At 32.2% G+C, this 15650-nt stretch carries 10 protein-coding genes; 7 read left to right on the top strand and 3 right to left on the bottom strand.

The genetic code is table 11. From position 1 onward, the window contains the following. Positions 1 to 7: 7 nt before the first annotated feature. The 6 genes from uvrA (at position 8) to CLCY_RS12480 (ending at position 10852) form a co-directional block, all read left to right on the top strand. A complete protein-coding gene (gene uvrA / locus CLCY_RS12505; protein WP_048571478.1) occupies positions 8 to 2821 on the top strand; it encodes an excinuclease ABC subunit UvrA in 2814 nt (937 codons plus the stop codon). Between the two features lie 614 nt (positions 2822 to 3435). Beyond that, complete coding sequence (brnQ, locus tag CLCY_RS12500) at positions 3436 to 4731, top strand: branched-chain amino acid transport system II carrier protein (protein ID WP_048571477.1); 1296 nt, start codon at positions 3436 to 3438, stop codon at positions 4729 to 4731. A 95-nt stretch (positions 4732 to 4826) separates the two neighbouring features. Next, positions 4827 to 5402, top strand: a complete 576-nt coding sequence (locus tag CLCY_RS12495; RefSeq protein ID WP_053083330.1) for a YdcF family protein — start codon at positions 4827 to 4829, stop codon at positions 5400 to 5402. A gap of 496 nt (positions 5403 to 5898) precedes the next feature. Beyond that, positions 5899 to 6972 carry a glutamine-hydrolyzing carbamoyl-phosphate synthase small subunit gene (carA, locus tag CLCY_RS12490; protein ID WP_048571476.1) on the top strand — a complete coding sequence of 358 codons (1074 nt, stop codon included), beginning with the start codon at positions 5899 to 5901 and terminating at the stop codon, positions 6970 to 6972. A 5-nt stretch (positions 6973 to 6977) separates the two neighbouring features. Then, positions 6978 to 10157, top strand: a complete 3180-nt coding sequence (gene carB, locus CLCY_RS12485) for a carbamoyl-phosphate synthase (glutamine-hydrolyzing) large subunit (RefSeq protein ID WP_048571475.1) — start codon at positions 6978 to 6980, stop codon at positions 10155 to 10157. Between the two features lie 182 nt (positions 10158 to 10339). Beyond that, positions 10340 to 10852: a hypothetical protein gene (locus CLCY_RS12480; protein ID WP_048571474.1), complete on the top strand. Its 513-nt coding sequence runs from the start codon at positions 10340 to 10342 to the stop codon at positions 10850 to 10852. A 35-nt stretch (positions 10853 to 10887) separates the two neighbouring features. On the opposite strand, the gene CLCY_RS12475 is transcribed toward CLCY_RS12480, so the two are convergent. From CLCY_RS12475 to CLCY_RS12465, 3 genes are all read right to left on the bottom strand, one after another. Beyond that, the gene (locus CLCY_RS12475) at positions 10888 to 12246 is read right to left on the bottom strand and encodes an 8-oxoguanine deaminase (RefSeq protein WP_048571473.1); all 1359 of its coding nucleotides are present in this window, start codon (positions 12244 to 12246) and stop codon (positions 10888 to 10890) included. A 28-nt stretch (positions 12247 to 12274) separates the two neighbouring features. Further along, positions 12275 to 12970 (bottom strand): YczE/YyaS/YitT family protein, encoded by a 696-nt coding sequence (locus CLCY_RS12470; protein ID WP_048571472.1) that lies wholly within the window; start codon positions 12968 to 12970, stop codon positions 12275 to 12277. Positions 12971 to 13046: 76 nt separating this feature from the next. Continuing rightward, positions 13047 to 13796, bottom strand: coding sequence for a GntR family transcriptional regulator (locus CLCY_RS12465; protein WP_048571471.1), 750 nt, complete (start codon positions 13794 to 13796; stop codon positions 13047 to 13049). A 627-nt stretch (positions 13797 to 14423) separates the two neighbouring features. Between CLCY_RS12465 and CLCY_RS12460 the strand changes: the two genes are divergently transcribed. Further along, positions 14424 to 15629, top strand: coding sequence for an argininosuccinate synthase (locus CLCY_RS12460; protein ID WP_048571470.1), 1206 nt, complete (start codon positions 14424 to 14426; stop codon positions 15627 to 15629). Positions 15630 to 15650: the final 21 nt, after the last annotated feature.

Genomic DNA, 15650 nt, shown 5'->3' with positions numbered 1-15650 from the left:
TGACTATATGGAGAGGGATAAAATTATAATAAAAGGTGCAAGAGAAAATAACCTAAAAAATATAGATATTGAGATACCTAGAAATAAGTTTGTTGTCTTAACTGGATTATCAGGATCTGGTAAATCATCACTTGCATTTGACACAATATACGCAGAGGGACAAAGAAGATATGTGGAATCACTATCAGCATATGCAAGGCAGTTTCTTGGACAAATGGATAAACCAGATGTTGATTATATAGAAGGATTATCTCCTGCAATATCAATAGATCAAAAAACAACTAATAAAAATCCACGATCAACTGTTGGAACAGTAACAGAAATATATGATTACTTGAGACTTTTATATGCTAGAGTAGGTACTGTTTATTGTCCTTCATGTGGAAAAGAAATCGAGAAACAAAGTGTTGATCAAATGGTAGATAAAATTATGACTTTTCCAGAAAGAACAAAACTACAGGTTCTAGCTCCTGTTATAAGAGGAAGAAAAGGAGAACATGCAAAGTTATTAGAGAAGATTAAAAAAGATGGATTCGTTAGGGTTCGAATTGATGGAGAAATACATGAACTTGAAGAAGAAATAAAACTTCAAAAGAATATAAAGCATAATATAGAAATTATAGTTGATAGACTTATTATTAAGGAAGGGATAGAGGGAAGACTTTCAGATTCTATAGAAACATCACTTAAACTCGCAGAGGGTCTTGTTATAATTCAGGAGATAGATGGGGAAGAAAGCCTTTTCAGTGAAAACTTCGCATGCCCTGATTGTAACTTAAGTATAGAAGAGATAACTCCTAGAATGTTCTCCTTTAATAGTCCCTTTGGTAAATGCGAAAAGTGTGATGGACTTGGAAATCTAATGGAGATATCAAGGGAACTTGTTCTCGATACAACGCTTTCTATAAATCAGGGAGCGATTAAGTCTTGGAAGAATCTTAAGGAAGAATCATGGAGTAGGTCTTTGGTTGAGGGACTATCCAATAAATATGACTTTGATCTTGATACACCACTAGAAGAGCTTGGGGAAGATATAATAGATCTTATTCTTTATGGAAATAGAGGAGAAAAGTTTCAGGTTAACTTTGTTAGAGATGGAGAAAAGTCAACAATTATGTATCACTTTGAAGGGCTTATACCAAATCTTAAAAGAAGATATCTTGAAACAGCATCTGATTATATGAGGGGAGAAATAGAATCTTATATGTCAGACAAGAAATGTTCTAAGTGCAAAGGTGCAAGATTAAGACCTGAAAGTCTTTCAGTCAAGATTGGTGGACTTTCAATAGATAAAGTGTGCAGTATGCCAATTAGAGAAGAAATTAAGTTTTTCCAATCCTTAGACCTTAGTGACAAAAATAAAAAGATTTCGGAACAAATTTTAAAGGAAATTAAAGAAAGGCTCTCGTTTCTTGCTGATGTAGGACTTGATTATCTTGATCTTTCAAGAGCAGCATCGACACTATCAGGAGGAGAGTCACAAAGAATAAGACTTGCAACTCAAATAGGTTCTAGTCTTGTTGGAGTTTTATATATTCTTGATGAACCAAGTATTGGACTTCATCAAAGGGATAATGATAGATTACTTGCAACATTAAAGAATCTTCGTGATATTGGAAATACATTAATAGTTGTTGAACATGACGAGGATACAATGAGGGAAGCGGATTACATTATAGATATAGGACCCGGTGCAGGGGCACATGGGGGAGAGATAATGGCTAAGGGAACTCCAGAGGAAATAATGTTAAATGAGAATTCTTTAACAGGTCAATATTTGTCTGGAAGAAAGAAAATAGAAGTTCCAGAGGAAAGACGTAAGGCTGAGAATGAATATATAGAAATAAAAGGCGCAAAGGAAAATAACTTAAAGAATGTCAATGTAAAGCTTCCGATTGGGTTATTTACATGTGTAACAGGGGTTTCAGGTTCAGGAAAAAGTACACTTGTTAATGATATTCTTTATAAAGGTGCAGCAAAGAAAATTAATAGAATAAAGGATAATCCAGGTATTCATAAGGAAATTTTAGGACTTGAATATATTGATAAAGTTGTGGATATAGATCAGTCACCTATAGGAAGAACACCAAGGTCTAATTCAGCTACCTATACAGGTGTATTTGATTCAATTAGAGAGATATTTTCTCAAACATCAGAGTCAAAGATGAAGGGTTATAAACCAGGAAGATTTAGTTTCAATGTTAAAGGTGGAAGATGCGAAGCCTGTTCAGGTGATGGAATAATAAAGATAGAAATGCAGTTTTTATCTGATGTGTATATACCATGTGAAGTTTGCAAAGGAAGTAGATATAATAGAGAGACTTTAGAGGTTAAATATAAAGGAAAAACTATTTCTGATGTGTTAAACATGACAATTGAAGAAGCATTAGAGTTTTTCGAAAACATACCTAAAATAAAAAATAAATTACAAACATTAAATGATGTAGGATTATCCTATATAAAGCTAGGGCAGCCATCTACTCAACTATCAGGTGGAGAAGCGCAAAGAGTAAAACTAGCAACAGAACTATCAAAGAGAAGCACGGGAAAAACACTTTATATACTTGATGAACCTACAACTGGACTTCATATAGAAGATGTTAGTAGACTTATTGGAATTATTCAAAGGTTAGCACAGGGAGGAAATACCGTAGTAATAATTGAGCATAACCTTGATGTTATTAAATGTGCTGATTATTTAGTAGACCTTGGACCAGAAGGGGGAGATAAAGGAGGAGAAATAGTTGCCTATGGAACTCCTGAGGAGGTTTCAAAGTCTGAAAAATCATATACAGCTAAATACTTAAGAAAAATTTTATAAAATATTCATGTTATAAATGTACTAGAGAATTTAAAAGAAAACGATTGCTTTGTAATAAAATTCAAATATAAGTTTAAAAATGGAAAGTAATTACCTATAAAATTCCACAGTATAATTATCCCCAAAAGTGATAATCCCTTAGTATTGCGAATGAAAAATAATGCTAAGGGATTATGTTTTGTTATAATGCGAAAAATATATTAGTTATTAGAGATAAATATTAAGAAAAGTGTTAATGTGTGATTATAAAATAATAATGAAAAAGTAAAAGGGTTTACATTTAATAATTTTATAGTTATAATCAACACTATGCAAAATTAAACAAAAATATACATTACATGATAATACTTTTATGAAAAAACAATTTTTTTGTTGCAATAGGTAATGTTATCATGTTTTTGGTAAAATTAAGAAAACGTATTGCATGATTATTTTGATAATATAGTGCTTTAGAAGTTTAGGATAAAAATGTATTAATTATATAAACTATAGATTAAGGCATTTTGTATCTTTGTTAGTTATTTTTATTTAAGGCCTTATAATTTAACTAATTTTTAAGTTGCATATTGTAAAAATCTAAACAAATTATTAGAAATTAAGAAAGGGGAAGAAAAATGAATAAGTCATTTAAAGACATAATTATTGTTGGGTTTGCTCTATTTGCTATGTTCTTTGGAGCAGGAAATCTAATATTTCCACCTTCACTAGGGCTTTCAGTAGGGGACGCTTGGTTACCAGGCATGATTGGATTTATAATTACAGGTATAGGACTACCACTACTAGGAATTATAGCTGCTTCTAAGGCAGGAGGATCAGTTAGAGATGTAGGAGATAAGGTAAGTAAAGGATTTAGTAAGGTGTTTGCTATAGCGATTTTACTTGCAATAGGACCACTATTTGCTATTCCAAGAACTGCTGCTACTACATTTGAAGTTGGGATTAAACCATTCGTTGGAACAAGTTCAACTTTAATGATTACTATTTGTTCAATTATTTTCTTTTTAATAACTGTATACTTTACTATAAATCCTACTACTGTTGTAGATAAGGTTGGTAAGATACTAACACCATTTTTATTAATCGCACTACTTGTTATTATAGTAAAGGGTATTATAACACCAATTGGAACACCTATTAATACAGGTGTTACAGGATCATTTGGAAAAGGTTTTATAGAAGGTTATAATACAATGGACGCACTTGCATCTCTAGTATTTGCAGGTATCGTAATAAAGTACTTTGTAGATAAAGGATATTCAGATATTAAGAGTCAAGTTAGCTTAACTATTAAAGCTGGTATCGTTTCTTCTATTGGTTTTATAATCGTTTACGGTGGATTAACATATATAGGTGCTACAACTAGTGGCGTATATAAAGCGGGTATGGACCAAACTGCTTTAACAATAAATATAGCTAGGTCTCTACTTGGAACAACTGGACAGTCAGTTCTTTCAGTAGCAGTTGCTTTAGCTTGCTTAACAACAGCAGTTGGATTAACAGCTACATGTGGAGAATACTTTAGTAACCTTACTAAGGGAAAAGTAAGTTACAAAGCTATGGTTATAATAGTTTCTGTATTCAGTTGTGTTATGTCTGTAGTTGGTGTAAGCACTATAGTTAAGATTTCAGTACCTGTACTTGTACTACTTTATCCAGTAGCTGCTGTACTTATGGTATTAACTGTATTTGATAAATTCATTAGAAATAAAAACGTATACAAAGGCGCTGTTATAGGTGCATTTGTGGTTAGTTTATTTGATGCTTTAACTATAGCAAAATTACCAATTGAATCTGTTAATACTATGATTTCAAAGATTCCATTAGCAGGTTTTGGTCTTGGATGGATTATTCCAAGTATAGTTGGTATGTTAATTGGACTTCTATTTAAGTATAATAAGAAACAAGCATAGTTTTTTAGCCACTCTGTAAAAAGAGTGGCTATATTACTTATAAAGTAAATTTAATGTGGTATAATTTGTTTTATAAGTAATATAAGGAGATAATTATGAAAAAAGTAGTAAAGGTTTTTATTGTTTTATTATGTTTATTTTCAATATTAATGATGTATACAGGATATCAAATATATTCATTTGCAAATAAGGAAGTAAAGAAAAGCGATGCAATTATGGTACTTGGCTGTAGAGTAAAGGGAGAGGAGCCATCACTGTCACTTGAGAGACGAATGGAGACAGCGCTTGCGCTCTATAATAATGGATATGGTGAAAAGATAATATTATCTGGAGGAAAAGGTAAAGGGGAAGATATTAGTGAAGCTGAAGCTATGAGAAGGTTTTTTATAAAAAAGGGTGTGGATTCTAATAATCTAATTTTAGAAGATAAATCTACCTCTACATATGAAAATTTTAAGTATAGTAAAGTGTTAATGGGGAAATCTAATATCAAGAGCCTAGTTGTAGTATCTAACGGATATCATTTAAGAAGAGCAGCAAGTATAGCAAGTAAGTTTAATATAAATGCAAGTTACAAAGGATTTATACTTAGTGACCATATATTCATAGAATTGAAGGGAATACTTAGAGAAATAATAGCTACATATAAATATGTATTAATTGGTAAATAGGAAATTGATGTTTATAAATGAATATTTATAACACTAATATTATAATGTTTAATAACTTATTAGAATGATAATTTAATATAGAGATTATTATATAGGATAATACTAAATATTATTCATATTTAATATTATAAAAATATATCAAGATATAAAATAATTTTGTTGAATTACCAAGATAAATGTGGTAACATAACGATAGAAAAATTAAAAACTAGTGCTTTTAATTCAGTCCAGAGAGGCTGACAAAGTAATAAAATCTATACTCTAGGGGTGGTGGGTCTATCTCTAGATATAAGGTGGAGTGTAACCTCTTTGTCAGTTGGCAAAGAGGTTTTTTTGCTAGGTACTAGTTTAAAACTAGCAAAGGGGGAATATCCTTGGAAAAAATGAAAAAAATCAAAAAACATCTCTTGCATAGTTATAAGTCATAATGTATAATTACTTACAATAAGAACGAAAAATAAAGAAAGATTACAATAAATATAAGAGGTGAGATTTAATGAAGGGTATTATATATCTACAAGACGGTAGCGTATTCGAAGGAAAAGGTCTTGGTCATAAAGGAACAAGTGTTGGAGAAATAGTATTTAATACTTCAATGGCAGGATATCAAGAAATAATCACAGATCCATCAGCAGCAGGACAAATTATAACAATGACATATCCTCTAATAGGAAACTATGGTGTAAACTCAGAATTCAATGAGTCAAAGGGAGTTTATGTTAAGGGTCTAATAGTTAAGACTATTTGTAGAGTACCTTCAAATTTCATGGGTATTGAAGAACTTAACAACATGCTTTCAGAAAATAAAGTAGTAGTTGTTGAAGATATAGATACAAGAAGCATAACTAGAATAATCAGAGAAAATGGAACACAAAAGTGTGTTATAACAACTGAAGATATATCAAAGGAAGAAGCTATGAAGCTAATGGATGAGTATACTCCAGCAGTAGATAGCATGAAAAAACTTGGAACTGATAAGGTTTATACAGTAGAAGGAAGCGGATGCCACGTAGCAGCAATTGACCTTGGAACAAAGGGAAGCGTTCTTAAGGCTCTTAACCAAAAAGGATGTAAAGTTACAGTATTCCCATACGGTGCAAGTTTTGATGAAATTATGAGCGTTAACCCACAAGGAATATTCCTAACTGATGGCCCAGGAAACCCTGAGGAAGCAGTTGAAGTAATAGAACTTACTAAGAAATTTATTGAAGCTGGAAAGCCAGTATTTGGAGTAAGTTTAGGATGTAATATTGTAGCACTAGCGCAAGGTGCTAAAACATATAAATTAAGTTATGGACACAGAGGGTCAAACCACGGAGTTCGTGATGTAGATGCTGGAAAGTGTTTTATAACATCACAATCACACGCATATGCAGTAGATGAAAACAGCATAAAAGAAACAGAAATTGAAGTTACACACATCAACCTAAATGATGGAACAGTAGAAGGAATTAAAAACGCTACAAAACCAGTATTTGCAGTGCAATTTATTCCTGAAGGAGAACCAGGTCCATCAGATACAGATTACCTACTAAACAAATTTATTAATCTTATGAGTGTGGAGGGTTAGGCTTTATGAAAAAGAATTATAAGAAGTTAATGATATTAGGATCAGGTCCAATAATTATAGGGCAAGCAGCAGAATTTGATTATTCTGGAACACAGGCTTGTAAGTCACTTAAAGAAGAAGGAATAGAAATAGTTCTTGTTAACTCAAACCCTGCAACAATAATGACTGATGAACACATTGCTGATAAGGTTTATATTGAACCTCTAAATGTTGAATCAGTTGAAAAGATTATAGCTAAGGAAAGACCAGAAGGAGTTTGTGCAGGATTTGGTGGGCAAACAGGTCTTAACCTTGCAATGAAGCTAAAGGAAGAAGGAATACTAGACAAGTACAATGTTGAACTTCTTGGAGTAAACAGTGAAACAATAAAGAAGGCGGAAGATAGAGAAGCATTTAAGGACCTTATGATTGAAATTGGTGAACCAATTCCAGTAAGTACTATAGCTAACTCATTAGAAGAGTGTCTAGCGTTTGGAGAAGAAGCTGGACTTCCACTAATTGTAAGACCTGCATACACACTTGGAGGAACAGGTGGTGGTATAGCTGAGACTATGGAACAGCTTGAAGAAATCTGTGAAAGAGGTCTATCACTAAGCCCAATACACCAAGTACTTCTTGAAAGAAGTGTTGCAGGATGGAAGGAAATTGAGTACGAAATAATCAGAGACTCAAAGGATAACTGTATGGTTGTTTGTAACATGGAAAACATCGACCCAGTTGGAGTTCATACTGGAGATAGTATAGTTATTGCACCATGTCAAACAATGACAAAAATGGAACACCAAATGCTTAGAAACTCAGCTATTAAGATAGTAAGAGCACTAGATGTACAAGGTGGATGTAACGTACAGTTTGCATTAGATCCTGAAAGTCACAACTATATTGTAATAGAAGTTAACCCAAGAGTTAGTCGTTCAAGCGCACTAGCATCAAAAGCAGCTGGATACCCAATCGCTAAGATTGCAGCTAAAATAGCTATAGGATATAGTCTTGATGAACTTAAAAACTATGTAACTGAAACTTCAAGTGCATTTGCTGAACCAACACTTGACTATATAGTTCTAAAGATTCCAAAGTGGCCATTTGAAAAGTTTGCATATGCAAAGAGAACACTTGGAACTCAAATGAAGGCAACTGGTGAAGTTATGGCTATGGATAGAACTTTCGAGTCAGCACTTCTAAAGTCAATATCATGCCTAGATGTAAAATTTACTGGACTTAGAAACCCAGCAATAATAAAGCTTAATAAAGAAGAAGTAATTGAAAAGATTAAGCTTTGTGATGATGAAAGAATATTTGCAATAGCACAAGGATTAAGACTTGGCGTAAGCATAGATGAAATATTCCAAATAACTAAGATAGATAAATGGTTCATAAACGGAATCAAGAATATAGTAGAACTTGAAAATAAGCTAATCGAAGGAAAGAAAGATAAGGACATTATTGCTGAAGCTGAAAGAATGGGATTCTCAGATGATGAAATAGTGGCTCTAACAGGAAGTAGCAAGGAAGAATTAAAGGCAATTCGTGATGAACATGGAATTTACCCAGTATACAAAATGGTTGATACATGTGCAAATGAATTTGAAGCTAAAACTCCATACTACTACTCATGTTATGAAAAAGAAGACGAAAATGTTATAACTGATAAGAAGAAGATAATAGTTATAGGATCAGGTCCTATTAAGATAGGTCAAGGGGTAGAATTTGACTACTGCTGTGTACATGGAGTATGGGCTATTAAGGATGCAGGATATGAATCAATCATCATTAACAACAATCCAGAAACAGTAAGTACAGACTTTGACACAGCTGATAAGCTATACTTCGAAACACTATTTATAGATGAAGTCCTTAACATCGTTAGAAAAGAAAAGCCAGAAGGTGTTATTGTACAGTTCGGAGGACAAACATCAATTAACCTAGCTTCTAAGCTTGAAGATGCAGGAGTTAAGATACTTGGAACTTCAGTTGATTCAATAGATATGGCTGAGGATAGAGATAGATTTAGAAACTTCTTAGAGGAAATTAATATAGCAGTTCCAAATGGAATAGCAGTAGATAATGCTGATAAGGTAGCAGAAATCGCTGAAAAAATTGGATATCCAGTAGTTGTTAGACCTTCATACGTAATAGGTGGGCGTGCAATGAGAGTTATTCACTCAGGTGAAGAACTTGATGGATACTTAAGTGAAATTGCAAATATCCTAACAGAGCATGAATTAATAGTAGATAAGTATATTCAAGGAACAGAAATCGAAGTAGATGCTATATGTGATGGAGAAAATATACTAATACCTGGTATAATGGAGCACATTGAAAGAACAGGTATACACTCTGGTGATAGTATTACAGTTTATCCACCAATAACTCTATCAGATGAAGTTGTTAAAAAGCTTGTTGAAAGTACTGAAAAGATTGCAAAGGGACTAAATGTAATAGGTCTTGTAAATATTCAGTATGTGTTTGATGGTAAGGATATATATGTAATAGAAGTTAATCCAAGAGCATCAAGAACAGTTCCAATACTAAGTAAGGTAACAGGAGTTCCAATGGTTAAGCTTGCACTAAACGCAATGCTTGGAAAGAAGTTAACTGAATCAGAGTATGGTACAGGAACTCTTCCACATAAGAATTTCTATGCAGTTAAGGTTCCGGTATTCTCAACAGAAAAGTTATCAGATGTTGATACATTCCTAGGACCAGAAATGAAGTCAACAGGAGAAGTGCTAGGACTTGATACAGATCTTGATATGGCACTACTTAAGGGCTTCATAGGATCAGGAATCAAGATACCTAAGGAAGGAACTGTATACGTATCACTAAGAAACGTAGATAAAACTGAAGGTATAGATGTAATTAAATCATATGTAAATAAAGGCTTCAAGGTTATTTCATCTGAAGGAACAGGAAGCGTACTAAAGGAAAATGGAATTGACTGTCAAGTAGTAGACTTTGATGGATTTATGAAGAGTATATCAAATGAAGAAATAGATATTATCATAAACACTCCAACGCAAGGTAACAACAATGCGAAGGAAGGATTTAAGATAAGAAGAAAGGCTGCTGAATTTAAGGTGCCAGTATTTACTTCTATAGATACTGCAAAGGCATTTATTAAGGCAATCGAAGCTTCAAATAATGAAATAACATACAACACAATGAAAGACTACTTAAGTCTATAATTAAAGGTAACTATTACTTTATATAACAATATTCAAAGGCCCCTGTAGCAAGAAATGCTACAGGGGCCACCCTATTATATGAAAAAACATTTTTAATGGCTATTATATAAAAATTTATAATGAAAGATTAGGGTGAATAGGGTAAAATGTTATTTGAATATAAATATTTAGGAGGAATTAAAATGAAGATTCTACTATGTATTGACGATATAAAAAATTCATCTAATAAAAGTATTACAGAAAAAATTGCAAGATATATAGTAAAAAATATTATGTATAATAAGTATGGAACATCTGAGGAAATAACAAGACATAAGCTTTTTGTTAATAAGTCCATTACATACGATTCATCTAATACTTCAACATGTATAAAGGCAGATGTTATAGAAGATAACTACATGGATGTTATAAAGGATGCAGAGGACATAATAAAGGAAAATGCATCAGAGTATTCAAATCCTGGTATATGCGTAATTATGGAGGATAAGTTAATAAATAAGGATGAAATAATAGAATATGGACTAAAGGTTAAAAGTCAAGTAGTAACAAAGACAGAACTATTTTCACTAGCCCTAAGAAGTGGTATATATCTTAAAGAACGTGGTGGAACAGGCATTGGGATTATAGGTGCATTTGCAGGTGCAGCCCTTAGGTTAAGTGGAAATGATGGAGAAGTCGTAGAAGAAGAAAGCTAAGATGTATTTTTTAATACATCTTAGCTTTTTATTGTTTATCTATTTTTAATTAATTTTTCTACAAGGTTATTGGCTTCACTTGCAACTTTTTCTTCATCAATAGTAACTAATTTACCTTCTTTCACAACTATTTTTCCAGCAACAACTGTGTAATCAACAGGACCCTTTATTCCAACAGTTCCAAGTAGTGATTTAGGGTCGAATTGAGTTCCAACAAGTTCAAGTCTATTAATGTTTATCATAAAAAGGTCCGCAGCCTTGCCTACAGAAAGTTCACCAATATCATTTCTACCAAGAATTCTAGCGCTTCCTTTAGTAGCTATCTTTAAAATATCATATCCAGTAGGTGCTTGATTACTAGCATTTAGTCTATGAAGTAAATATGCAACTCTTAATTCTTCAAGAAGATTAGAACCATCATTACTAGCACTTCCATCAACAGCTAGTCCAACAGGTACGTCATATTCTAACATTTCAGGTATTCTAGCTATACCAGAGGAAAGTTTCATGTTAGAAATAGGGCAGTGGGCAACACCAGTTTTAGTTTTAGCAAGTATTTTTAATTCTTCATCATTAAAGTGAATTCCATGGGCATACCATACATCTTTACCTATCCAGCCAAGACTTTCCATATATTCAAGTGGTCTCATTTTGAATTTTTCTAAAGTAAAGTTTTCTTCATCTAGAGTTTCTGCAAGGTGAGTGTGAAGTCTAACTCCTAATTTTCTTGCAAGTATTGCAGATTCTTTCATTAAATCCCCTGTAACACTAAAAGGAGAGCAAGGTGCAAGTGCAATTTGTCTCATTGAAAATTCGCTATTATCATGGTATTTCTTAACAAGTCTTTCAGAGTCATAAAGAATTTTATCAATTGTTTGGACAACAGAATCAGGTGGAAGTCCCCCATCCTTTTTACTAAGGTCCATACTACCTCTAGAGGCATGCATTCTGATTCCAAGATCAGTGGCAGCTGAAAACTGTACATCGATAAATTGATCACTTTCATTTTTAGGGAATACATAGTGATGATCGAAGCATGTAGTACATCCACTTTTAGCTAGTTCTCCCATACCTACTAATGAGCTATATCTTATAATATCTGGATTTATGCCCTTCCATATTTCATATAAAGTTATAAGCCAATCAAATAACTCCATATTTTGAACCTCTGGTAAGTTTCTAGTGAAGGTTTGATATAAATGGTGATGTGTATTAATTAGACCAGGATATACAATCATATCTTGTCCATTAATTACTTCGTCAGCTTCAAATGTATCAGTACCAATATACTTTATAACTCCATCTTCAGCGTAAAGGTTAACATTTTTTAAAACAGCGTCCTTTGAATCGCAAGTCACTAAGTTTTGGATATTTTTTATAAGCAGCTTTTTCATTTTAAATCCCCCTTATTATTAAGTTTACTTAAATAGTAGTTTCATTTTCTACTACATTTTTATTTTTAGAAATCATATCCTTAAAGGTATAATGATTTGTAATATCAAAGTCGTATTTTAAAACCTTTGCAGCAAAGTTAATAACATAGCCAAGGGTAATTGTAACAACTACCGTTCCAATTCCAAATGGACTTCCAAAGTTCCCGTTTAAAAGAATACCACCAACTAAAGCAAAAAGTTCTATACCAGCTCTAATATAGGTTACAGATACTTTCATAGAACCGATTAGGTATTCCATTAAGGCATCTCTTGTACCAACACCTATCATCGCCTTAAGTGATAACACTATTCCAAAGGCGAAGATAACTATACTAACTATTAACATTACTGATTGCATTAAAATAGTTTCTGGTGTTTTTATTCCGAACTTAAATGATAAGTCAATAAAGTAACCAATGAAGATAGCATTTAAAATAGTGCCAACTCCGGGAATTACCCCTTTATACCAAGTAAATGCTAAAAGAATTAAGGCAATAATTTGAGATGCTTGGCCTAGTGTTATTGGCAAGTATTTTGTCATACCGATTTGAAATACATCCCATGGACTTGCGCCAAGTCCACATTGAACAGTTAAAACTATTCCAAAGCCACATAAAAATAGACCAAAAATGTTCAAAGCTATTTTGTACAACCATTGAACAGTAGTAAGTTTTGTTTTTTTCATTTAAAAGCCCCCCTTAAGATACGTTTTCCAATAGAGAATGTCCATTTTTGCTAATACGTCTTAAGTTTATATGATATTAGGCTTTATAGTTTACATTTCTACAAAGAGTGAATCTTATAAATTTACCACTATAATACTCAGTAATATACATAATAGGAAGGCCATCAGAAGTATACTCTAAAACTTCATAGCTTTGTATTGGGGTTTTTTCTGGAATATTGAATATTTCAGAAATTTCCTTATCAGCACTGTAGGGATAAATATGAACTACGTCGTGTGTTATGGTACATTCACATAAGCTTTCTACAACCGGAAAAATACTAGGCTTAAAATCTTCAATAGTAAAATTAGTGGATTTTAAATGTTTTTCAGGTATTCTATCTATATAGATTGCTTCAGCTTCATTGTTACCAAGAAGGATTTTCTTAATTTCTAATATACTATCTCCCTCCTCAAGTTCTAACTTAAGGATTTCACTAGTAGTAGCTAGTCTTGATTCTATGGAAACTACTTTAAATTCAACTTCAAGACCGTTTTCCCTAAGACATCCTTCAATATCACTTCCTAGGTCAATTCGATTTTCAAGCTTTTTAATAAAAGAATTTATTAGGGTACCTTTTCCCTGAATTCTTGAGACTATTCCTTCTCTTTCTAACACTGTTACAGCTTCTCTTACAGTCAATCTACTAACCCCTAAGGATTGTGACAAATAATCCTCAGAAGGAAGAAGTAGATTGTCAGTAGTTTTTATATATTCCCTAAGACTTTCTAGGCCCTTTTGTACAGCAGAAATTTTATTTATTCTTTTTATCTTCTTATTATCCATTTTTATCTCCTTATTTAAAGTATAATTCATACTTAATTATACTAAATTTATCTTCTATGAAAACAAATTATCTGATAATAGATGATAAGAAAATATATTTGTAAAGTCATCTGATGACCTTATCATATAAACTTAGGATTATTATATGCTATGAATACAAAAAAACAACACAAATATCTTCGTAAAAAATAAATTTTATAAAGATATTTGTGTATGTAAGGTTTTTATAATCTTAGAATTTTAAGATTTTAGATTATTCACATATATAAATACATATATATAAGTATTTATATTGATTTATATATGCATTATTATTCATACATATATTATTAAATAAAAAGTAATTATTAAAAATAATCATAGAATATATACATAAAACCTGCATAAAGATTTTAATATAATGTAAATGTTGAAAAATATTAGAGAATTATGAATTTATATTTAAGTTGACTATGACTACTATAGCTTGATAAATCTAATATACAGCATTATATAGAAAAAATTATACTAATAATTTTACAAAAAGTGTTGAATAAATATAAATAGAGTTGTATAATTAGCTTATAGAGTTTGAAACGTTAGAAATTCATAGAGTTGTTTATATATATGATTAGGGAGGAAAAGATTATGAAAGATAAAGTTGTTTTAGCATATTCAGGAGGATTAGATACATCAATAGTTATTCCATGGCTTAAGGAAAACTACAATGCAGAAATTATTGCAGTGTGTGTAGATGTTGGCCAAGGAGATAACATGGCGGAAGTTGAAAAGAAGGCAATAGCATCTGGTGCTGCAAAGGCTTACTGTGAAAATGTACAAGAAGAGTTCGTTACAGAATACCTTTACTATGCTATAAAGTCAGGAGCATTATACGAAGGTAAGTATGCTATGGGAACAGCATATGCAAGACCACTAATAGCTAAGAAGCTAGTTGAAATCGCTCATAAAGAAGGAGCTAAATTCATTTGTCACGGATGTACAGGAAAGGGAAATGACCAAGTACGTTTTGAAGTTGGTATCGCATCAATCGACCCAACTATAAAGATAATAGCTCCATGGAGAATATGGGATATTAAATCAAGAGAAGACGCAATTGATTATGCTAACGCAAAAGGGATAGAAGTTGCAGTAACTAAGGAAAAGATTTACTCAAGAGATAAGAACCTATGGCATCTAAGCCACGAAGGTGGAGATCTTGAAGATCTTAGAAATGAGCACAAGACAGAAATGTACCAAATGACTGTACCACCAGAAATGGCTAAGGATGAAGTATCTTACATTACTATAGAATTCGAAAAGGGAATTCCAGTAAAGCTTAATGATGTAGCATACTCACCAGTTGAACTTGTTAAGGAACTTAACAAAATCGGTGGAGAAAATGGAATTGGTATAGTTGATATAGTTGAAAATAGACTAGTTGGAATGAAGTCAAGAGGTGTATATGAAACTCCAGCTGGGACAATACTATTAACAGCACATGATGAACTTGAAAGAGTTACAATAGATAGACAAACATTTGGATTTAAGCAACAAGTTTCAATGAAGTATGCTGAACTTGTTTACAATGGTCAATGGTTTACACCACTTAAGGAAGCTCTTGATGCATTTATAGATAAGACTCAAGAAGAAGTTTCAGGAAAGGTTAGACTAAAGGTTTACAAGGGTAACCTACTTGTTGCAGGAATTGACTCACCAAATGCACTATACGATGAAGAAATATCATCATTTGGAGCAAGCGAACTATATGACCATAAGGATGCTGAAGGATTTATAAACCTATTTGGTCTGCCTGTTAAGACTAAGGCTCTAATGAAACTTAAGAACCAAAAATAATTGATACAAAAGGATGTGGAT

Origin of the sequence: Clostridium cylindrosporum DSM 605 (assembly GCF_001047375.1) — a bacterium.
GTDB classification, from domain to species: Bacteria; Bacillota; Clostridia; order Clostridiales; family Caloramatoraceae; genus Clostridium_AB; species Clostridium_AB cylindrosporum.
The sequence above is the reverse complement of the archived record's forward strand: the minus strand, read 5'-3'. Positions and strand labels throughout refer to the sequence as shown.